Annotated in this window: 18 protein-coding genes; 5 read left to right on the top strand and 13 right to left on the bottom strand. The window is 70.2% G+C overall.

Going from position 1 to position 21,079, the window contains the following annotated elements:
• Window positions 1-83: 83 nt before the first annotated feature.
• The gene (locus QTI68_RS16275) at window positions 84-986 is read right to left on the bottom strand and encodes a LysR family transcriptional regulator (protein ID WP_286522701.1); all 903 of its coding nucleotides are present in this window, start codon (window positions 984-986) and stop codon (window positions 84-86) included.
• Window positions 987-1,094: 108 nt separating this feature from the next.
• Here QTI68_RS16275 and QTI68_RS16270 point away from each other — a divergent pair, with 108 nt between their 5' ends.
• The 4 genes from QTI68_RS16270 to mmsB are packed head-to-tail and all read left to right on the top strand — an operon-like array spanning window position 1,095 to window position 5,826.
• Window positions 1,095-2,618 (top strand): CoA-acylating methylmalonate-semialdehyde dehydrogenase, encoded by a 1,524-nt coding sequence (locus QTI68_RS16270; RefSeq protein ID WP_286522700.1) that lies wholly within the window; start codon window positions 1,095-1,097, stop codon window positions 2,616-2,618.
• Window positions 2,619-2,628: 10 nt separating this feature from the next.
• Window positions 2,629-3,783: an acyl-CoA dehydrogenase family protein gene (locus QTI68_RS16265; RefSeq protein ID WP_286522698.1), complete on the top strand. Its 1,155-nt coding sequence runs from the start codon at window positions 2,629-2,631 to the stop codon at window positions 3,781-3,783.
• Window positions 3,780-4,895: an enoyl-CoA hydratase/isomerase family protein gene (locus tag QTI68_RS16260; RefSeq protein ID WP_286522697.1), complete on the top strand. Its 1,116-nt coding sequence runs from the start codon at window positions 3,780-3,782 to the stop codon at window positions 4,893-4,895. Before QTI68_RS16265 ends, QTI68_RS16260 begins: the two co-directional genes overlap by 4 nt.
• Window positions 4,896-4,935: 40 nt before the next feature.
• Window positions 4,936-5,826: a 3-hydroxyisobutyrate dehydrogenase gene (gene mmsB / locus QTI68_RS16255; protein WP_286522695.1), complete on the top strand. Its 891-nt coding sequence runs from the start codon at window positions 4,936-4,938 to the stop codon at window positions 5,824-5,826.
• Between the two features lie 32 nt (window positions 5,827-5,858).
• Here the strand turns inward: mmsB and QTI68_RS16250 are convergent, their stop codons facing one another.
• Complete coding sequence (locus QTI68_RS16250; protein WP_286522694.1) at window positions 5,859-6,554, bottom strand: hypothetical protein; 696 nt, start codon at window positions 6,552-6,554, stop codon at window positions 5,859-5,861.
• A gap of 135 nt (window positions 6,555-6,689) precedes the next feature.
• On the opposite strand from QTI68_RS16250, the gene QTI68_RS16245 reads away from it, so the two are divergent.
• The gene (locus QTI68_RS16245) at window positions 6,690-8,426 is read left to right on the top strand and encodes a dipeptidase (RefSeq protein ID WP_286522692.1); all 1,737 of its coding nucleotides are present in this window, start codon (window positions 6,690-6,692) and stop codon (window positions 8,424-8,426) included.
• An 18-nt stretch (window positions 8,427-8,444) separates the two neighbouring features.
• Here the strand turns inward: QTI68_RS16245 and QTI68_RS16240 are convergent, their stop codons facing one another.
• The 11 genes from QTI68_RS16240 to QTI68_RS16190 all read right to left on the bottom strand — a co-directional run bounded on the left by QTI68_RS16240 (window position 8,445) and on the right by QTI68_RS16190 (window position 21,067).
• On the bottom strand, window positions 8,445-8,771 hold the full coding sequence (locus QTI68_RS16240; protein ID WP_286522691.1) for a chaperone modulator CbpM: 327 nt from the start codon (window positions 8,769-8,771) through the stop codon (window positions 8,445-8,447).
• A gap of 5 nt (window positions 8,772-8,776) precedes the next feature.
• The gene (locus QTI68_RS16235) at window positions 8,777-9,736 is read right to left on the bottom strand and encodes a DnaJ C-terminal domain-containing protein (RefSeq protein WP_286522689.1); all 960 of its coding nucleotides are present in this window, start codon (window positions 9,734-9,736) and stop codon (window positions 8,777-8,779) included.
• Between the two features lie 20 nt (window positions 9,737-9,756).
• Complete coding sequence (locus QTI68_RS16230; protein WP_286522687.1) at window positions 9,757-10,371, bottom strand: histidine phosphatase family protein; 615 nt, start codon at window positions 10,369-10,371, stop codon at window positions 9,757-9,759.
• Between the two features lie 25 nt (window positions 10,372-10,396).
• Window positions 10,397-12,058 carry a phospholipase D family protein gene (locus QTI68_RS16225; protein ID WP_503011689.1) on the bottom strand — a complete coding sequence of 554 codons (1,662 nt, stop codon included), beginning with the start codon at window positions 12,056-12,058 and terminating at the stop codon, window positions 10,397-10,399.
• Between the two features lie 7 nt (window positions 12,059-12,065).
• Window positions 12,066-12,704: a CDP-alcohol phosphatidyltransferase family protein gene (locus tag QTI68_RS16220; protein ID WP_286522684.1), complete on the bottom strand. Its 639-nt coding sequence runs from the start codon at window positions 12,702-12,704 to the stop codon at window positions 12,066-12,068.
• A 96-nt stretch (window positions 12,705-12,800) separates the two neighbouring features.
• Window positions 12,801-15,194: a penicillin acylase family protein gene (locus QTI68_RS16215; protein ID WP_286522682.1), complete on the bottom strand. Its 2,394-nt coding sequence runs from the start codon at window positions 15,192-15,194 to the stop codon at window positions 12,801-12,803.
• 66 nt (window positions 15,195-15,260) lie between these two features.
• Window positions 15,261-16,019, bottom strand: a complete 759-nt coding sequence (locus tag QTI68_RS16210) for a glutamine amidotransferase (RefSeq protein ID WP_286522681.1) — start codon at window positions 16,017-16,019, stop codon at window positions 15,261-15,263.
• A gap of 53 nt (window positions 16,020-16,072) precedes the next feature.
• Entirely contained in the window at window positions 16,073-17,482 is a 1,410-nt protein-coding gene (locus QTI68_RS16205) for a GTPase/DUF3482 domain-containing protein (RefSeq protein ID WP_286522679.1), read from the bottom strand.
• The gene (locus QTI68_RS16200) at window positions 17,479-18,858 is read right to left on the bottom strand and encodes a DUF2868 domain-containing protein (RefSeq protein ID WP_286522678.1); all 1,380 of its coding nucleotides are present in this window, start codon (window positions 18,856-18,858) and stop codon (window positions 17,479-17,481) included. Before QTI68_RS16200 ends, QTI68_RS16205 begins: the two co-directional genes overlap by 4 nt.
• 153 nt (window positions 18,859-19,011) lie before the next feature.
• Complete coding sequence (locus QTI68_RS16195; protein ID WP_286522677.1) at window positions 19,012-19,161, bottom strand: hypothetical protein; 150 nt, start codon at window positions 19,159-19,161, stop codon at window positions 19,012-19,014.
• Between the two features lie 22 nt (window positions 19,162-19,183).
• Window positions 19,184-21,067 (bottom strand): ABC transporter ATP-binding protein, encoded by a 1,884-nt coding sequence (locus QTI68_RS16190; protein ID WP_286522675.1) that lies wholly within the window; start codon window positions 21,065-21,067, stop codon window positions 19,184-19,186.
• Window positions 21,068-21,079 lie beyond the last annotated feature (12 nt).

The raw sequence follows: 21,079 nt of genomic DNA, 5'->3' as shown, positions 1-21,079 counted from the left end.
CGGTATAGGGAGAGCGGGTGTCGTGTCAACGCCGCTGGATTTGCGCAATGCAGCAAAAAGATCGGCCACCGGCCCGCCAGACTTCAGCCTTCGGGCCCCGGCGGCAACAAGACATCCCGCTGCGCCTCCACTGTCGCGCGCAAGAAATCCCACACCGCCTTCATCCGCGCCAGGTGCCGCGTCTCCGCCGGCACCGACATCCAGAAGGTGCGCGTGAAGTTGGCCTCGGCCGGCAGCACGCGCCGCAACGACTTGTCCCGCTCCGCAATGAAGGCCGGCAGCACCGCGATGCCGGCGCCGGCGGCCGTGGCCTGGTGCTGCGCCAGGATGCTGGTGCTGCGCAGCGCGAAGGAGTCGGGCTTGTACAGCTCGTCGAGGTATTGCAGTTCCTTGCTGAAGAGCAGGTCGTCGACGTAGCTGATGAAGGTGTGGCCGCGCAGGTCGTCGCGGTTGCGGATCGGGGCGTGGTTCGCCAGGTACGCCTTCGAGGCATAGAGCCGCAGCACGTAGTCGCTGAGCTTGGCGACGACCACCGGGCCGCGCGCCGGCCGCTCGAGCGAGATCACGATGTCGGCCTCGCGCCGCGACAGGTGCACCAGCCGCGGCATGGCGAGCAGGTCGATCACCAGCTTCGGATGCGCCTGCGCGAACAGCGCCAGCTGCGGCGCCAGCACCACGGTGCCGAAGCCCTCGGTGGCGCCGATCCGCACCAGGCCCGACAAGCCCTCCTGCGACGCCGGCGCCGACCGCTCGACCGTGTGGAAGGCTGCCTCCATCGCCTCAACCTGCGGCTGCAGCCGGCGGCCGGCCTCGGTCAGGCGGTGGCCGTCGGCTTCGCGCGAGAAGAGGGCGCCGCCGACCTGCTTCTCGAGTGCCTGGATGCGGCGCGCAACCGTCGTGTGGTCGACCGCCAGCCGCCGCGCCGCGCCGACCAGCGTGCCGGTGCGCGACAGCTCGAGAAAAAAGCGCAGGTTGTCCCAGTCCATGGTCTGCAATTATGCAGATTGAAGGTGCATATTTGTCTATTGCCATGGCAAAAGTGCAAAGCTAGGATCAGCCGCTGCAGACCCCCCATTCCAAGGAGACAAGTTCACATGGACGCCACCACCACCTCCGCGACCCAGGTCGCCACCGTCAAGCTGCTGATCGGCGGCAAGTTCGTCGAGTCGAAGACCACTGAGTGGCGCGACATCGTCAACCCGGCCACGCAGGAAGTGCTGGCCAAGGTGCCGTTCGCGACCCCGGTCGAAGTCGACGCCGCGGTCGCCTCGGGCAAGGAAGCCTTCAAGACCTGGCGCAAGACGCCGATCGGCGCCCGGGCCCGGATCTTCCTCAAGTACCAGCAGCTGATCCGCGAGAACATGGCCGAACTGGCCGCGATCCTCACGGCCGAGCAGGGCAAGACCCTGCCCGATGCCGAGGGCGACGTGTTTCGCGGCCTCGAGGTGGTCGAGCATGCGGCGGCCATCGGCAACCTGCAGCTGGGCGAACTCGCCAACAACGTGGCCAATGGGGTCGACACCTACACGCTGCTGCAGCCGCTCGGCGTCTGCGCCGGCATCACGCCCTTCAATTTCCCGGCGATGATCCCGCTGTGGATGTTCCCGATGGCGATCGTCACCGGCAACACCTTCGTGCTGAAGCCCTCCGAGCAAGACCCGATGGTCACGATGCGCCTGTGCGAACTGGCGCTCGAAGCCGGCATCCCGGCCGGGGTGCTCAACGTGGTGCACGGCGGCGAGCAGGTGGTCAACGCGATCTGCGACCACAAGGACATCAAGGCGATTTCCTTCGTCGGCTCGACCAAGGTCGGCACCCACGTCTACAACCGCGCCACGCTCACCGGCAAGCGCGTGCAATGCATGATGGGCGCGAAGAACCACGCCATCGTGATGCCCGACGCCAACAAGGAGCAGACGCTCAACGCGCTGGCCGGCGCGAGCTTCGGCGCCGCGGGCCAGCGCTGCATGGCGGTGTCGGTGGCGGTGCTGGTCGGCGAGGCGCAGAAGTGGGTGCCCGACCTGGTCGCCAAGGCCAAGACGCTGAAGATCGGCGCCGGCACCGAGAAGGGCGTCGACGTCGGCCCGCTGGTGTCCTGCGCGGCCTACGACCGGGTCAACGGCCTGATCGAGCGCGGCGTGGCCGATGGCGCGACCCTGGCGCTCGATGGCCGCAAGCCCACGGTGCCCGGCTACGAGAAGGGCAACTTCGTCGGCCCGACGGTGTTCGCCGACGTCAAGCCCGGCATGACCATCTACGAGCAGGAAATCTTCGGCCCGGTGCTTTGCCTGGCCAACGCCGAGAGCATCGACGAGGCGATCGAGATGATCAACGCCAACCCGAACGGCAACGGCACCGCGATCTTCACGCAGTCGGGCGCGGCGGCGCGCCGTTTCCAGGAAGACATCGACGTCGGCCAGGTCGGCATCAACGTGCCGATCCCGGTGCCGGTGCCGATGTTCTCGTTCACCGGCTCGCGCGCTTCGAAGCTCGGCGACCTGGGTCCGTATGGCAAGCAGGTGATCCTGTTCTACACGCAGACCAAGACGGTGACCTCGCGCTGGTTCGACGACAGCACCGTTTCGCACGGCGTCAACACGACCATCAGCCTCAAGTAAGCTCGTCCGCATGGACTTCGAGCTGACCGAGGAGCAGCGCGCCTTCGCCCAGACGGCGCGCGACTTTGCCCTGAACGAATTCGCGCCGCACGCGGCGCGCTGGGATGCCGAGGCGATCTTCCCGAAGGACGCCATCGCCAAGGCCGGCGAACTCGGCTTCTGCGGCCTCTATGCGCCCGAGAGCATCGACGGCCTGGGGCTGCCTCGCCTCGATGCGACGCTGGTGTTCGAGGAGATGGCCGCGGTCGATCCCTCGACCACGGCCTTCATCACGATCCACAACATGGCGACCTGGATGCTTGGCACCTGGGGCGGCCCGGCGGTGCGCGAGCGCTGGGGCGCGGACCTGACCAGCGGACGCAAGCTGGCCTCGTACTGCCTGACCGAGCCCGGCGCCGGGTCGGACGCCGCATCGCTCAAGACCCGCGCCGAACTGCAGGGCGGCGAGTACGTCATCAACGGCGGCAAGGCCTTCATCTCGGGGGCCGGATCGACCGACGTGCTGGTGCTGATGGCGCGCACCGGCGGTGGTGGCGCCGGCGGCATCTCGGCGCTGGCAGTGCCGGCCGATGCGCCCGGCATCAGCTACGGCAAGAAGGAGCACAAGATGGGCTGGAACAGCCAGCCCACGCGCACCATCGACTTCGACAACGTGCGGGTGCCGGCCGAGAACCTGCTGGGCAGCGAAGGCGAGGGCTTCCGCATCGCGATGAAGGGGCTCGACGGTGGCCGCATCAACATCGCGACCTGCTCGGTCGGGGCGGCCCAGGGCGCGCTCGATGCCGCCCGGCGCTACCTGCACGAGCGCCAGCAGTTCGGCAAGCCGCTGGCCAGCTTCCAGGCGCTGCAGTTCAAGCTGGCCGACATGGCGACCGAACTGGTGGCGGCGCGCCAGATGGTGCGGCTGGCCGCGAGCAAGCTCGATGCCGGCCATGCCGATGCGAGCACCTATTGCGCGATGGCCAAGCGCTTCGCGACCGATGCCGGCTTCAATGTCTGCAACGACGCGCTACAGCTGCACGGCGGCTACGGCTACCTGAGTGAATTCCCGCTGGAGCGGCTGGTGCGCGACGCGCGCGTGCACCAGATCCTCGAAGGCACCAATGAAATCATGCGCGTGATCGTCGCGCGCAAACTTCTCGAAGGCGACTCCGACATCCGATGACCGACTCCGTCATTCTCTTCAACGAAATCAAGACCGCCGACGGCAAGCGCTTCGGCGTCGCCACGCTCAACGCGCCGGCTTCGCTCAACTCGCTGTCGGTCGCGATGGTGCGGCTGCTGACGCCGAAGCTGCGCGAATGGGCGGCGGATGCGGGCATCGTCGGCGTGCTGCTCGATGCGGCGGGCGAGAAGGCCTTCTGCGCCGGCGGCGACTTGCGCCAGCTCTATCAGACGCTGCGCGACTGCGGCCCGGACCGCAACGAATATGCCGAGCGCTTCTTCGGCGAAGAGTACGAGCTCGACCACCTGATCCACACCTTTCCCAAGCCCTTCCTGTGCTGGGGCCACGGCATCGTGATGGGCGGCGGCGTCGGCCTGATGGCGGGCTGCTCGCACCGCGTGGTCACGGCGCAGAGCCGGGTCGCCATGCCCGAGATCAACATCGGCCTGTACCCGGACGTCGGCGGCAGCTGGTTCCTGCGCCGCATGCCGGGGCGGGTGGGGCTGTTCCTGGCGCTGACTGCGGCGCCGCTGAATGCCGCGGATGCGATCTTCTGCGGCCTGGCCGACCTGCTGGTGCCACACGTGAACAAGGCGCAAGTCCTGTCCTCGATCGCTTCGACCGCATGGCAGTCGGATGCGCCAGCCGACCGCGCCACCTTGTCTCGTCTGCTGGCGCAGGCCGGCGAAGGCGCCGAACTGCCGCCCTCGAAGCTGCGCGAGCACTTCGACACCATCAACGCGCTGATGGCCGGCGACGACCTGCTCGACATCGCGAAGCGGCTGCGCAAGCTGCAGCATGAAGACCCGTGGCTGCAGACGGCCGCGAAGACCTTCGCCAAGGGCGCGCCGAGTTCGGCCGCGCTGAGCTTCGCGCTCTGGCAGCGCGTGCCGCGGATGTCGCTGGCCGAGGTGTTCCGGCTCGAGTATTGGGCCTCGCTGGGCTTCTGTGCCCACAAGGACTTCGCCGAGGGCATCCGCGCCGTGCTGGTCGACAAGGACCGCAATCCGACCTGGAGTCCGGCCACCCTCGAGGAGATCACGCCGGCCTTCATCGAAGACCACCTGCGCCCGCGCGGCGAGATGGCGCCCGAACTGGTGTCGCTCAGCTGAGCGTGCCGCCCGCATCCCCACAAGAACGGAGACACACGACATGAAGATCGCATTCATCGGCCTCGGCAACATGGGCGGGCCGATGGCCCTCAACCTGCTGAAGGCCGGCCACACGCTGAGCGCCTTCGACCTCTCGGCCGAGGCCTGCAAGAAGTTCGCGGCCGAGGGACTGCCGATCGCCGCCTCGGCGGCCGCATCGGTGGCCGGCGCGGAGGTTGTGATCAGCATGCTGCCGGCCAGCGCGCATGTCGAAGGGCTCTACCTGGGCAGCGACGGCCTGCTCGAGAAGATCGCGCCGGGCGCGCTGGTGATCGACAGCAGCACCATCGCGGCCGCGACCTCGCGCAAGGTGGCCGAGGCCGGCGCCAAGCGCGGCATCGCGGTGATCGACGCGCCGGTGTCGGGCGGCACCGGCGGCGCGATCGCAGGCACGCTGACCTTCATGGTCGGCGGCGCCGAGGCCGACCTCGAGCGCGCCCGTCCGGTGCTCGAGAAGATGGGCGCCAACATCTTCCACGCCGGCGCCGCGGGTGCCGGCCAGACCGCCAAGATCTGCAACAACATGCTGCTCGGCATCCTGATGATCGGCACCTCGGAGGCGATCGCGCTGGGCGTGGCCAACGGCCTCGATCCGAAGGTGCTGTCCGAGATCATGCGGCGCTCTTCGGGCGGCAACTGGGCGCTCGAGAAGTACAACCCGCTGCCTGGCGTGATGGAGAACGCGCCGGCCTCCAAGGGCTATGCGGGCGGCTTCGGCACCGACCTGATGCTGAAGGACCTGGGCCTGGCGCAGGAGAACGCGGCCGCGGTGCGGGCCTCGACCCCGCTCGGCGGGCTGGCACGCAACCTGTATGCCGCCCACAGCCTCGGCGGCCATGGGGCGCTGGATTTCTCGAGCGTGATCAAGCTGGTGCAGGGCAAGGCAGCCTGATTTCGAAGCAGGCCAGATCCGACGCCGCCGCCTCAGGTCCCGAGCATCGGATTGCGCCGCGCCTCGTCGCGGCGCCGGTCCGCCCGCACTTCATTGCAGCGCGGATGGCGGGTGTAGGCGGGCTGGTCGCAATGCGCGGCTTCGCAGCGGGCGGCGGAGAAGAAGTTGAGGTTCTGGCAGCCCTGCCGTGGGTCGAGTGCGGCCGCGCGCGCGGGTGCGGCCGGCGCCGGCCGGCGTTCGACCGCCGCCGGCGTGGCGGGCGGCGGCGTGGGCGCTGCGGCGACGGCGGGTGGCGGCACGAGCGGCTTGTCGGTCACTTCCGCTTCGCCGGCGCTCAGCGACGAGCCGAGCGGCACCGACTGCGGCATCGGCTCCGGCGGTCTGGGCGCTGCGGCGGCCTGCGCGGGTGCTCGCGGCGCGACCGCCACCGGCGCCGAGCGGCTCGCGGGTCCGGGCACCTTGCGCGTCACGTAGCCGAACCAGCCGCCGAATCCGATCGCCACCGCGAGCATGAGCGCACCCAGCCCGAGCCAGAATTCGCGCGGCGCGTTCTGCCCGGCGAGGCCGGCCGGATGCGCCGCGGCAGCGGCGGCCGGCCGCTTCGAGCGCAGGCCATCCAGCAAAGAAGGCCCGGTGGCGGCAAAGCCGGGCAGCTTGCGGGCGCAGCCGTGGCAGAACTTCGCGGCATCGCGGTTCTCGGTCTGGCAGGCGGCGCAGATCACCGGCATCGGGACTCCTTGGGCATCGGGACGCAAACGTGCATTTTTCGGCCTGGGCGTCGTGGTGTCTGCCAGCCGCCGCCTACTTTATCCCGGTCGTAGACTTGCATGCCTCTGCCCAAGTTCCCAGGCCGGACCCTCACCATGCATCGATTCACTTTATCCATTTTTCCGGTGAGCCTCGCGCTGGCCATCGCCGCCCCGGGTGTTGCCGCCGACACCCTCAAGAAGCCCGAGCTCGACCGCCTCGCCGCGGCCCAGCAGGCGGCGCCTTCGGCCAGCTTCCGCGCCTTCCTGGCGCAGGCCGCCAAGGCCGATCCCAAGCTCAAGCCGGCCATTGCGGCCTACGAGGCCAGGCGGCCGCTCGCCGGCGATGACCTGGTCCAGGTCGCCCGCCTGCTGGGGCTCTACAACCGCCTCCACAACCAGAAGGCGGTGCTGTCGTCGCTCGAGGCGATGGTCGCGATCCCGACGGTGCGCGACGACAAGGTGCCGCCGCACGAGAGCCCGCAGATCATCGAGTTCGGTCGCCTGGTCGAACGCATGGCCAAGGACTTCGGACTGCAATACCGCAACGTCGACAACCGGATCTTCGAGGTCAAGCTGCCGGGCCGGGGTGCCGACGAGTTCGGCATCCTGACCCACGCCGACGTCGTGCCCGTGGTGGCCGACGAGTGGGTGCTCGACGATGGCACGCGGCTCGATCCCTTCAAGATGACGCGCGTGGGCGGCACGCTCTACGGGCGCGGCACGATCGACGACAAGGGCTCGATCGCGGCGGTGCTGTACGCGATGAAGGCAGTGAAGGAAAGCGGCCTGCCGCTGGCCCGCACGATCCGCCTGATGATCGAGACCACCGAGGAGTCCGGTGGCGACGGCATGAAGTACTACCGCGCGAAGACGCCGCTGCCCGACTACAACATCGTGCTCGACAGCAAGTACCCGGCCGTGGTCGCCGAGAAGGGCCCGGGTGCGCTCAAGGTCTACTTCCCGGTCGAGGAGGCGGACGGCAGCAGCGCCGTGCGCACCGCCATCACTGCGATGGCGGGCGCCTCGTCGGCCAATGCGGTGCCGCAGACGGCGACCGCCACGCTGAAGGGTGGCGACCTGGCGCAGGTGGCGGCCCGGCTCGAATTCGTCAAGGGCCCCTTCATCCGCAAGTACGAGGGGCAGGGCGGCAAGTTCGGCATCGACATCGCCAAGGGCGCGGACAGCATCGAGGTCAAGGTCACGGGCGTGTCGGCGCACGGCTCGCGGCCGGAGGAGGGCGTCAACCCGCTGCCGCGGCTCGCGCTCTTCCTGCAGGAGTCCGGCGTGGTGACCGCGGGCAACCACTACACCAAGGCCGTCAGGTACCTGATCGACCTCTATGGCACCGGCTATCTCGGCGAGAAGATGGGCGTCGGCTACCAGGACGACTTCATGGGGCCGCTGACCTTGTCGCCCAACCTGATCCGCGAAAAGGACGGCAAGCTCGAAGTGACCACCAATGTGCGGATGCCGCGCGGCAGCTCGCCCGAGCAGCTCACCGCCACGCTGAAGGCCAAGGTCGACGAGTGGGCCGCGGCGAGCCAGGCCCGGGTCGAGATCGACTATGTGCAGGTCGACTGGATGGCGCGCGACCCGAAGGGCGCCTGGCTGTCGACCTTGCTGAACATCTTCGGCGACACCACGGGCCTCGAAGCCAAGCCGGTGCCGACCGCGGGCAGCACCACTGCCAGGCTGATGCCCAATGCCATCAACTTCGGCCCGGCGATGCCCGGCAAGAAGTACACGGCGCACAACGCCAAGGAATACAAGGAACTGGCCGACCTCGACGCCGACATGCAGATGTTCACCGAGATGCTGGTGCGGATCGGGAACCTGAAGACGATGCAGTAGGTGCCGGCGGCAGGATCATCAGATCTCGCGCCCCAGCCCCTGCGCCCGCAGCACGCCTTTCAGCCGCCGCACCTCGTGCTCGAGGTCGAGGATCAGGGCGGCCGCGTCGAGCCCGACGCCGAAGTCGCGCTCCAGCCGTCGGGCCTCCAGCGCGCATTGCAGGTCGCTGCCATGGAAACGCCAGTCGTCCGGCAGTTCGGCTGCCGTGCGCGATTCGATGATGCCGACCTCGACCAGCTGGACCACCCAGTCGAGCTGCGCGCCGCAGGCATGCGCGAGTTCGCTGGCGGCCAGGGGGTGCGAGGCGCTCAGGGTGGTGGTCGTGATGGAGACGGAGGAAGTCATGGTCGTCACACTCCGAGATGGCGCCGCGGATCGAATGGCGCGGCCTGGGCGAGCTCCTCGTAGGCCTTGCGCGCGGCGTCGGTGTCGGCCGGCGGCAGTGCGATCTCGAGCAGCAGATACAGGTGGCCCGGCGGCTTGCCCGGCAGGCCGCGTTCCTTGAGGCGCAACTTGAGTCCGTTGCGCGCCTTGGGCGGCACCGTGACCTCGACCACGCCGCCGCCCGGCGTCGGCACCTTGACCTGCGCGCCGAGCGCGCCTTCGGTCGGCGTGATCGGCAAGGTCATGTAGAGATCGCGGTCCTCGACCCGGTACAGCGGATGCGGCGCGATGCGCACCTCGAGGTACAGGTCGCCGGCCGGCTCGCCGCCGTGGCCCGGCATGCCCTGGCCCGCCAGCCGGATGTACTGGCCCGGATGCACGCCGGGCGGGATCTTCACGGAAAGCGTCCGGGTCTTGAACTCGGGCCGGCCCTGGGCGTCGAGCTCCTGCGAGCGCAGCGTGATCTCGCGCTCGGCACCGTTGAGCGCGTCTTCCAGCGCGATCTCGATGGCCGCGTGATGGTCCTCGCCGCGGGCGCGGTAGTTGCGGCGTTCGGCACCGCGCCGTTCGGCGGCGCCGAACACCGACGAGAAGAACTCGCTGAAGTCGGCATGGTCGGCCGGCCCCTGGTTGGCGCCCCGGTGGAACTCGAAGCCCTCGTCCCAGTTCGGCGGCGGCCTGAAGCTGCCGTCCGGACTGCCGCCGCGCGCGACATGGTCGGCCAGCTGGTCGTAGGCGGCGCGCTTCTCCTTGTCGCGCAGCACGTCGTTGGCCTCGTTGATCTCGCGCATCCGCTGGTCGGCGTCGGCTTCCTTGCTGACGTCGGGGTGGTACTTGCGCGCCAGCTTGCGATAGGCCTTGCGCACCTCGTCTTCCGAGGCCCCGCGCTCGAGGCCGAGCGTCTTGTAGTAGTCCTTGAAGTCCATGGCGGTTCCGCGAAGGGTTGTCAGGCGATGGCGGCGCCGCCGTCGACCTGCTGCAGCAGCGACTTGACGCGCCAGCCGGCGCCGTCGCGTTCGAAGCGCAGCGGCTGCGCGTTGCCGAGCAGTCCCATGTCGACCGGCACGCCGAGCAGCGCCGCCAGCACGTAGAGCGAGCCGCCGTGCGCCACGATCAGCACCGGTGCCGGTTGCGCCAGTGCCTGGTCGAGGGCGACCCGCTTGCGGGCCACGAACTCGGGCAGGGTCTCGCCGCCCGCGGGCGCGCAAGCCCAGTCGATGTTCGCGGACGAGGTGCCGATCAGCTCGCCGAAGTGGCGCTCGCGCAGGCCCTCGTGCACCCAGGGCGCGATGCCGTGCGGCGCCGACACCGCCTGCGCCGTGGTCAGTGCCCGATGCACATTGCTGCTCACGATGCTGCGGATCGGCTCGCCGGCCAGCAACTCGGCGGCGCGCGCCGCCTGCTGCAGGCCGAGCGCGCTGAGCGGCTCGTCGGCGGCCTGGAAGATGCGCCGCGCATTGCATTCGGTCTGGCCGTGGCGCAGGAAATAGAAGTGGTCGCAGGCCGGCGCGAGCGGATGCGCCGCGGCCAGGGTGGCGAGTTGGAGCAGGCCGGGATTCATCGGGTGGGTTCCGGGTGGAGAGGAGTTACAGCAGCCATTCGATCGGCAGCACTTCGAGGACATTGATCCAGCTCCGCTTGAGCGCGCCGGCGCCGGGTTCGGTGGTGTAGCGCATCTCGCCCTGCGGACTCTGCTCGATCCATTCCATGCCATGGCCGTCCGCCTGCATCCGCACCTCGAAGGCCTTGGCCGGGATCACGGTGTCGAACTGCTGGGCCAGCTGGCCGGACAGGTGGCGGCTGTCGATGATCACGCCCATCTCGGTGTTGAGCCGGGCCGATCGCGGGTCGAGGTTGAAGGAGCCGACGAAGATGCGTTCGCGGTCGATCCCGAAGGTCTTGGCGTGCAGGCTGGACGCCGAACTGCCGCGGCTGCCGCTGCCCGGGAGGCCGCCGCCGCGTTCGCCGTCCTTGCCCTTGTCTTTCTCGGGCGGCGGCACGGCGTCGCCGGGCTTCAGCTCGTAGACCCGGACCCCGCCCTCGAGCAGTTGCTTGCGGTACTTGGCGTAGCCGGCGTGGACCGCGCTGACGTCGGTCGCCGCCAGCGAGTTGGTCAGCACGCGCACCTGGATGCCCGAGCCGGCCATCCTCACCAGCGCCGCGGTACCGTCCTTGCCGGGCACGAAGTAGGGCGAGACCAGGTCCAGTTCGCGCCGGGGCTGGCCGAAGGCCTCGACCAGCAGAGGCATCATCTGGAGGTCGCTGCGGTCGGTCGATTCGAGCACCTTGGCCGGGTCGTCGTGGATCACGCGGGCGGTGGTCCAGTCGAGCGCCAGGCGGCCGTCGTTGATGTCATGCAGCAGCGGCGTCTGGCGCACGGCGTCGAGGTAGCGCGTGGCCTCGGGGTCGTGGTGGACCTGGTCCCAGCCGGCCTTCAGGTCGGCCTGCGCGCCCGGGCCCGGCGGCGCCAACAAACTGGCGGCGGGATAGGCCGAGGCGCTGTTCCAGAACAGGTCGAAGGCGGTCGAGACTTCGCGCACCACCGGGCCGACCGCCACCACGTCGAGGTCCTGGAAGCCGACTTCCATGTTGGCGCCGAAATACTCGTCGCCGATATTGCGGCCGCCGACGATCGTGAGCTGGTTGTCGGCGGTGAAGGACTTGTTGTGCATGCGCCGGTTGACGCGCGAGAAGTCGAGGGCGAAGTCGCCGACCCGCAGGCCCCGGTTCGCGAACGGATTGAAGAGCCGGAGCTCGATGTTGGGATGGGCGTCGAGCGCCGCCAGCATCGGGTCGAGCCCGCCGGTGTTGGCGTCGTCGAGCAGCACGCGGACGCGCACGCCGCGTTCGGCCGCGTCCCACAGCGCCTGCCACATGAGCTTGCCGGTGGTGTCGTTGCGCCAGATGTAGTACTGCAGGTCGAGGCTGCGGTCGGCATGGCGGGCCAGCAGGATGCGGGCCGCGAAGGCGTCCTCGGCCGACTGCAGCGCGCGGATGCCGGATTGATTCGGATGGGCCGCCACCGCAGGTCCGAAGGCCTTGGCCAGCCGGGTGTCGGCCGTGTTGACAAGGGCGTGCGACTCGGACCGTTCGACCTTGCCGGGCAGACTGGCGCAGCCGGTGACGAGCAGGCCGAGAACGAAGGCGAACAGGACGCGTGAGGCTGAAAGTGACACGGCGCGTTTCGGACGGTGACGGTGCGGCCATTCTAGGCAGGTTGGAACCGCGGGCCGGTGGTCGGCCGTCATCGTGGTGTCACAGCTTCGGGATGTGCAAGGTCTTGCTGATCATCAAGGTGCCCGAGAGTCCGAACAACAAGGCCAGCGGATGCAGCACCCAGGGCCCCATCGACCAGGCGCCGCCCCAGACGGCGTCGCCGATGCGGCCCTGCCAGGCCGCCAGGGCGAGCAGGCCGACCAGCACCACGCTGGTCGGGATCGGCGTGCCCTCGAAGTACTTGACCTTGTCCGCGCCCTCGGAGAGCGCTTCGGCCGTGACGTTGTAGCGCGCCAGGCGGCTCACGCCGCAGCAGACGAAATAGATCAGCAGCACGCAGTCCCAGCCGCCATCGAGCCCGGCCGCGAAGGCGAGGGTCGCCGGCAGCACGCCGAAGGAGATCACGTCGGCCAGCGAGTCGAGTTCGCGGCCCAGCGCCGAGTGGGTCTGGCGCCAGCGCGCGATGCGGCCGTCGAAGACATCGAAGACGAAGGCCGCGGGCGCCAGCGCGGCGGCCCAGAGAAAGTGCGCCAGCGACTGGCTGCGCATGAAGGCCATGGCCAGGAAGATGGCGCCGACGCCGCAGGCCGCGTTGCCGAGCGTGAACGCATCGGCGAGATGGAAGCCGCGAATCATCGAGAAATGCTTGCGGGCCGGCGCGGGGGCTGAAGTGGACATGCTGGGTTCCATGGAGAAATGCGACTGCACCATAGCTCAACCGCGAGCCGGGGCGTGTAGTCGCATTCTGATGCCGAGCCGGCTCCGCGGGGCAGCTCAATAGGCGAGCTGCAAGGGCGCGCCTTCGCGCTGGGCCTCGATGTCGGCGCGGTGGAAGGGCAGCGGGTGCCATTTCTTGGCCGAGAACAGCGGCAGTTGGTCGTATGAGCGCGGCGAGGCCGGGTCGCTGCTCTGGCCGTAGGTCAGCAGGCCTTGCGCCACCGGGCCGCGCTCGTCGAAGCCGACGGTCTGGATGTAGCTGCTGCCGTAGTTGACGTTGTAGCCCTTTGGATCGATGGTGGGCTGGCCCTGGCTCTCGACCTTGTTGAGCACGCCTTCGAACTCGTCGCCGCCCGGGATGGCGATCTTCTGGCCGCGCACCACGCGCGCCTGTACCTCGGCCAGCGGCACGTCGGCCGCGAAGCCGGCGACGCGCACGATGCCGACCGCATCGCCGAGCGCCTTGAAGACCGCGTCGCGGGTGGCCGGCGTGGCCATGTCGAGGCCGGCCGGCGTGACCACCGGGCGCGCCGGATCGAAGGGGACGCGCCAGACCTTCGGCAGGTCCTTTGCCTTGCGCCAGAACTCGCGGAACAGCGGCGCCCCCTTGGAGGCGCTGTTGCTGGTGCGGTCCCAGCCGGCCAGCACGCGGCAGCCGAGCGCCTGGTCGGGGGCCAGGGCGGCGGCGTTGGCGCCGCAGGCCGCCGCGAGGTCGTCCATCACCAGCATGCCGGCCAGGTTCTTGTCGCGGAAGATCACGCTGCGCAGTTCGGTGCCGCCCATCTTGTTGCCGGGCAGGCCGTCGCTGCCGGCAAGCCGGCCTTCGATCTCCATGATGCCGCTGCGGGTGCGCAGCCGCTGCGCGGTGCCGGTGAAGCCGACCAGCGGCGAGATGCCGGCCGGCGCCGCGATGCGCGGGTTGCTGAGCCAGAAGCTGTCGTTGCTGTTCTGGACCCAGTCGGGCGTGACGACCACCGGCATGCGCGCCGGCGGGATCGCGCCGGGCTGGGCGGCCGCGCCGTCGCGGTTCCAGGCGCAGGCCGAGCGCGAGCCATCGAGCACCGGCAGGCCGGCGGCGCCGAGCAGCGCCGCGGCGGCCGGCGACGGGGCGCAGGACTTGAGCAGCTCGGCCGAGACGTCGGGCACCACCGACAGGTCGGCGTACATCGCGTTGCCGTCGCGGTCGGCGGCGATGGTGTTGATCCACGGCATGCCCTGGTTCCCCATCGCGGTGCGCAGCTCGGCCACGTTGCGCGCCAGCGCCATCTGCATCCAGCTCTGGGCCGAGCGGGTGTTGAGCGTGTTCACGTCGCGGATCGCGTAGGCCTTGGTGGCGGTCCAGTCGAGCCCGGCCCGCGGCATCGAGATGACCGGGCCCCATTCGGTGCTGTAGAAGGTCTTCTGCGCCGGCGTGCCGCCTGGCGCGGCGGCCGCGGGGAGGACGATCGTCCTGGCGCTCATCTTCCTGCGCTGGCCGTCGACGATGTAGACCGTCGGGTCGGCCGGATCGAGCTTCAGCTCGTACAGCGTGAAGCGCTTGCCGGTCGACACCGTGTGGGTCCAGGCCACGTCCTTGTTGAAGCCGATCGACACCACCGGGCTCAAGCCGCCGGTGGCGCCCATCACGTCGAGCTTGCCGGGGATCGTCAGGTGCAGTTCCCAGAAGCGGTTGGTGCCGGTCCACGGAAAGTGCGGATTGCCGAGCAGCAGCCCGCGGCCGTCCGGCGTGGCGTTGCGGCCGAAGGCCCAGCCGTTGGAGCCGAACTCGCCGCCTTCGGGATTGGCATTGAAGCTGTGGCGTGCGATTTCGGCCACCGCCTGTGGCAGGTCGACCGCAGCGGCCGAGGTCTTGCTGCCGGCGGCCGGCGGCTCGGCGGCGAGCACGGCGGCTGCCAGGGCGCCGATGCCGCCCTGGATCATCGACATCTCGGTGGTGCGCGCCAGGTCGGCCTGCGTCATCGGGCGCACCCAGGGCTTGCCGCGGCAGGCTTCGGGCAGGCCGTTCGGGCCCACGTCCTGCAGATAGCGGTTGTAGCCGGCCACATAGCCGCGCAGCGAGTCGCGCACGTCGGGCTTGAGGTCGGCGGCGGCCCGCGCGAGGGCGGCGTCGTCCATGTGGGCGCGCACGAAGAGATCGATCTGGGCGTTCTTGGCCCGGCCCAGGCCGAGCTCGCCCATGCCGTCGGCGCCGAGGAACTGCGAACGCTCGCCGCGCACCGTCAGCAGATGCTCGGCGGTCTGGCAGACGTTGTCCTGCGCATGGGCGTAGCCGACGCCGTAGGCGATGCCTTCGTAGTCGGGCGCCGTGACGTGGGCGATGCCGAAGGTGGTGCGTTCGATCGTCACGCTGCGGGTGCCGGGGGCCGGTGTGCTGGCGCAGCCGGCCAGCAGCGCGGCCAGTGCGAGGGCCACCGCGCCCGGGGCGGGCAGCGGACTCTTCCTGTGATTCATGTTCGAGGCTCGGGAGTGGAAACGAGCCGTCGATTACAGGGTGGGGGCCGGGCCCTGCGAAGCGTGCTAACCCGCGGTCGCTGTCGCCAAGGCGTCGTGCGCCTCGGCGATGCGGGCGAACCGGCCGAGCAGCCCGGCCGCGAGCGCGGTAGGCGCCACCCGGTCGCGCAGTGCCGCCGGATCGAGGCCCTGGCCGCGCAGGTCGTCGCCCAGGTGGTCGACATAGCCGCGCATGATCTCGGCATCGAATTCGGGATGGAACTGCAGGCCCCAGGCCTGGTCGCCGATCCGGAAGGCCTGCGTCGGCTCGAAGGCATTGCCCGCGAGGAGGACCGCGCCTTCGGGCAGTTGCAGCGCGCTCTGCCGATGCACCACATGGGCCTCGAAGCGCGCGGGCAGGCCGCCCATGAGGGCATCGTCGGCGGCCTCGGGCCGGAGTTCGACCTCGACGGTGCCGATCTCCATGCCGCCCGGGTGGTCGCCGGCCTCGCCGCCAAGCGCATCGGCCAGCAGTTGATGGCCGAAACAGATGCCGAGCACCGGCGTGCCGTGAGCGACCAGTTGAGCGAGCCAGCGGCCGGTGGCTTCGCTCCAGGGCGCGCGATGGGAGACCATGGCATGCGAGCCGGAGACGATGGCGCCCGAAATCTGGTCGGGCGAGGGCAGCGTGTCGCCGCGGCGCGGGTCGAGCACCACGACCGGCAGCCGGGTGTTGCCGAGGCCGTCGGCCATCCAGTGTTCGAAGTCGCCGCGCCGGTCACGCAAGGCGTCGAAGGTTTCACCCACCTTGATGATCGCGAGCGGGCGGGGAGAGGTGTTTTCCATGGCCGGGATGATGCCGCAATCCGGATCGCCCCGAGGGCGTGGGGCCGGCCGGCTCAAGGACCGGCCAGGGCCGTGATCGCGTCCGGGACCTGCCGCGCGACCGCGGCCACCAGCGCCTGCCGTTGCGGCGCCTCGCGCCAGCGCAGGCGACTGCCGGTTTCCCATTCCGGGTGGCTGCGCGCCGGCTGTGCCGCGCGCACCAGGTCGGCCAGCGCGCGCCGGGCCGCCGCCGCCGGCTCGCCGGGGCTGCTTGCGATGCGGTCCACCGCGGCGTGGCCGCGCGACTCGAGCGCGCGCAGCAGTTCGAGTTGCCAGGCCGCCAGCACGAACAGCACCCGGTCCTCGACCGTCAGTTCATGGACGTCGCGCAGCTTGTTGACCAGCTTGCGGCCCAGCGGTCCCAGGCCCTGCGAGACCGCGCCGCCGATTGCGCCGCCCAGCGCCGCGCCGGCGCCGAGCGACAGGCCGGCGAGCGCCAGGTCGGCCACAACGCCGACGGCGGCGCCCACGGCCACCCCCTTGCCGAGCAGGATGCCGGCGTCCTTGAGCGCCTCGGGATGGAAGAAATCCATGGCCCAGCGGCCTTCGAGCAAGGGCAGGGCGGCTTCGTCGGCGTCGCCTTCGCGAAAGCCATGGAGCGCCAGCAGGTCGTCGGCGCAGCGCTGCGCCTTGTCGAACACGGACTTCTGCAGTTCGCCGACGAGGCGCTGGCGGGTCGGCGGGTCGGCGAAGTCGTCGGCCGACGCCGTCCGCCGCATCGATGCGGCATCGACCAGCAGATCGGCGATGCGCGTCCCGGCCGCCCGGCGGCGCTGGGCGGCTTCCGCCTCGAGGCATTCGGCCACCCGGTCGAGTGCTGCGCGCCGGTCGCGCAGCAGGGTCGCGAGGTCGCGATAGAGCTCGCGCTCGGCGCCCACGAAGGGCGCCGCCGCGTCGAAGCGCACCACCACGTGCAGCCCGTAGGCGGACAGCAGCTCTTTCCAGGCCGCTTCGCGGCTGGCCGCATCGCGCACGAAATTCAGCACCGGCAGCACCGGCCGCGCACAGGCAGCGAGCAATTCGATCTCGGCGCGGAACTTGGGCAGCACCGGTTCGCGGGCGTCGATCACGAGGAAGGCGGCGTCGACCTCGAGCAGGGCACGCAGCACCTTCGCCTCCTGCTCGAACACGCCATGCGCCTCCGGGCCTCGCAGGAACTGGCGGATCCGCTCGGGCGGCGTGGCCGCCTTGTCGAGGCCGTCGATGTGCTCGCGCAGCGCCACCCCGTCCTCCAGCCCCGGCGTGTCGAGGAAGCGGACGGCCGCGGCGCCGTCGACCCGCAGGTCGACCGCCTCGACATGGCGCGTGGTGCCGGGGCGCTCGGACACCTCGCCGAAATTCACGCGCCGCGTCAGCGTGCGCAGCAGCGAGGTCTTGCCGGCATTGGCATGGCCGACCACGGCGATGCGGATCGGCTCCGTCATGCCCAGCCGTGCATCACGGCCTCCGGGGCTTCAGCGGCGCCGAGCGCGTCGAGGCCGGCATCGGCCAGCCAGGCCTGCCAGCGCGCGCGGGCCGCGGCGTCGTCCGGCGCGCCGAGCAGCCACAGCCGGCATTCGCCGCACAGGGCCATCACCTCGCGCAGGAAGCGCTCGGTGCCGCGGTCCGGGCTGGCGGCGGCCCGGCAGCCGATCACGACGCGGCGCGGGCGGATGTGCGCCAGCATGTCGAGCAGCTCGCGCCGTTGCGCCGCGCTGCCGTCGATGCGCAGTGTGCGGGCGGCGATGTCGAGCGAGACCGGAGGCCAATCCTGCTCCGGCGGCAGTTCGAATCCGATCGCGACCAGGGTGTCGGCGGTGTCGCTGGCCGACAGGTGCGCGGGCCTGCCGTGGGCGACCCGGCCCGGGTCGGCATCGACGATCTGCCGCGGGGCGAGGGCGTCGAAGCGCGCCAGCAGCCGCTGGAAATAGGGTTCCGACAGATCGGGCTCCAGCGCCTGCCTGCGCAGGGCACAGACCGCGGCGCTCAGCAGCGCCAGCCCCAGGCGCGGCAGCAGCCCATAGACCACGATGCAGCCGGTGAGCCACAAGGCCCAGGCCCGCTGGCCCGAGGCCGCCGCGAGCGGCGACAGCACGGCTTGTGCATCAGGCACCGGAAAGCCCAGCCAGGCCGGCGCGCGCCCGAGCCATTGGACGCTGCGTACGAAGAAGTCGGGTTCGAGGATGGTCGTTTCCCAGCTCAGCGTGTAGTTGCGGAAGGCCAGCGCGAACAGCAGCGCCGCCAGCACCACGGCGAACGACAGCGTCCAGATCGCATGGCTCGCCAGCCCCAGTGCCCATGGCAGCAGCCGGGCGCGCGCCAGCAGCCGGGTGGTCGCCCGCAGCAGCACCGGCGCCTGGCCGCTCCGGCCACCGGCCACGCGGGCCGTGAGGCTCAGCCAGAGCCATCCGAATGAGGCCTGGAAAGCGCCGAGCGGCAGCACCAGCCCGGCCAGCCACAGCAGCAGGGTGACCAGGTGCAGGCCCAGCAGGCTGGTCAGCGCCACCACGACGTTGATCTGCCGCTGGCCGCCTCCGAGCACGTTGCCCGCGAGCGTCAGACCGGCGGTGACGATCAGCGCCACCAGCGCCAGCAGCACCCACGGCGCCCAGGCGCGAGCGCGGCCCAGCTCGGCCTGCAGCCCGATGCGCTGCCCCAGCAGCCGCGCACGCTCGGCGATGCGGGCCGCCGCGTCGCCATGAAGCGCCATCGCCTGCCGCACCGCCTGTGCATCCTCGAGCGGCCCCGTTTCCTCGATCAGCTTGACGGCCTCGGTGACGGCGGCGTCCTGGAACGAAGAGGGGGGCGCAACGGAATTCAACGGCTTCCTTCACAACGGGGATCGGTGCCGGCGCACCGGGGTGGAGCGCGAAATTATGCCCGTCGATGCCGCGCCGCCGGCCCACGAAAAACGGGGCCGCAAGCGACCCCGTGAACCCCCGCTGGAGGGCGGAAAAAGAGGAAACGGGCGGGATCAGCGCAGGCCGAAGAACGAGAGCACTGCGACCACGACCACGACCAGACCGACGATGTAGATGATGGAATTCACGGTGGAAACTCCTCTTTGTTGAAGACGTCTCCACTGTGCGCGTGGCGCCGGCCACTGCGTGTAGTCGGCCGTCATCGCCCCCTGTAGGACTCGCGAGTCAGACCGTCGAGGGCTCCTCGATCGCACCGCTCTCCTGGTCGTCGTCCTCGTCGTCGCCGTCGCCCAGGAAGCCGCCGCTCTGGTGCGCCCACAGCCGGGCATAGAGGCCGCCCCGGGCCAAAAGCGTCTTGTGGTCGCCTTCCTCGACCACCCGGCCCTGGTCGAGCACGATGAGCCGGTCCATCGCTGCGATGGTCGACAGCCGGTGCGCGATCGCGATCACGGTCTTGCCTTCCATCAGTCGGTAGAGGCTGGCCTGGATTGCCGCCTCGACCTCGGAGTCGAGCGCGCTGGTGGCCTCGTCGAGCAGCAGGATCGGCGCGTCCTTGAGCATCACGCGGGCGATCGCGATGCGCTGGCGCTGGCCGCCCGACAGCTTCACGCCGCGCTCGCCCACGTGGGCCTGGTAGCCGTGCCGGCCACTGGCGTCGCCCAGCGTCTGGATGAAATCGTGCGCCTCGGCGCGTTCGGCGGCGGCGCGGATCGCGATCTCGCCGGCGTCGGGCCGGCCATAGGCGATGTTGTCGGCCACCGAGCGGTGCATCAGCGAGGTGTCCTGCGTCACCATGCCGATGTGGGCGCGCAGGCTGTCCTGGGTGACGTGGGCGATGTCCTGGCCGTCGACCAGGATGCGGCCGCTTTCCAGGTCATGGAAGCGCAGCAGCAGGTTGACCAGCGTCGACTTGCCGGCGCCGGAGCGGCCGACCAGGCCGATCTTCTCGCCCGGCGCGACCGTCAGCGTCATGTCGTCGATGACCCGGCGGCCCGCATCCGCGTAGCGGAAGCTGGCATGTTCGAAGCGCACCTCGCCGCGCGGCACTTCGAGCGTCTTGGCGTCGGCGGCGTCGAGCACCGTGCGCGGGCGCGACAGCGTGTTCATGCCGTCCTGCACCGTGCCGATGTTCTCGAACAGGCTGGTCATCTCCCACATGATCCAGTGCGACATCCCCTGCAGGCGCAGCGCCATCGCGGTCGCCGCCGCCACCGCGCCGACGCCGACCGCGCCCTGCGACCAGAGCCACAGCGCGGTGCCCGCCATGCCGGCGGTCAGGCCCATGCTGAGCGTGTGGTTGACGATCTCGAAGGCGCTCACCAGCCGCATCTGGGCATAGCCGGTGCCCATGAACTCCTTCATGGCAGAGCGCGCGAAGCCGGCCTCGCGCTGGGTGTGCGAGAACAGCTTGACGGTGGCGATGTTGGTGTAGGCGTCGGTGACCCGGCCGGTCATGGAGGCCCGCGCATCGGCCTGGGCCTTGCCGACCTTGCCCAGGCGCGGCACGAAGAACACCAGCGAGCCGATATAGCAGGCGAGCCAGACCAGGAAGGGCAGCATCAGCTGGCGGTCGAGCACCGCCGCCAGCACGATCATCGTCGCCACGTACACCACCATGGCGACCAGCACGTCGGCCAGCACGAAGATGGTTTCGCGCACCGCCAGCGCGGTCTGCATGACCTTGGCCGTGATGCGGCCGGCGAACTCGTCCTGGTAGAAGGCCATGCTCTGGCCGAGCATCAGCCGGTGGAAGTTCCAGCGCAGCCGCATCGGCAGGTTCACTGCCAGCGTCTGGTGCTTGACGATGGTCTGCAGCGCCACCACGCCGATGCTCGCGACCAGCGCGAAGGCCAGCCACATCAGCGTGGTGCCGCGGTCTTCCCACAGGTGCTCCGGCACCTGGCCGCCGAGCCAGTCGACGATGCGCCCGAGCATCGCGAACAGCAGCGCCTCGAAGGCCGACATCGCGGCCGTCAGCAGCGCCATCACGGCGATCTTGCCGCGCAGGCCCTGGGTGCAGGCCCACAGGAAGGCGAGGAGGCCGCGCGGCGGCAATTCGGGTTCGGCGGTGGGGTAGGCGGGAAGCAGTTTTTCGAAGAAGCGGAACAAGGCGGACGGTCT

Origin of the sequence: Variovorax sp. J31P207 (genome assembly GCF_030316965.1) — a bacterium.
GTDB lineage: Bacteria > Pseudomonadota > Gammaproteobacteria > Burkholderiales > Burkholderiaceae_C > Variovorax > Variovorax ginsengisoli_B.
The sequence above is the reverse complement of the archived record's forward strand: the minus strand, read 5'-3'. Positions and strand labels throughout refer to the sequence as shown.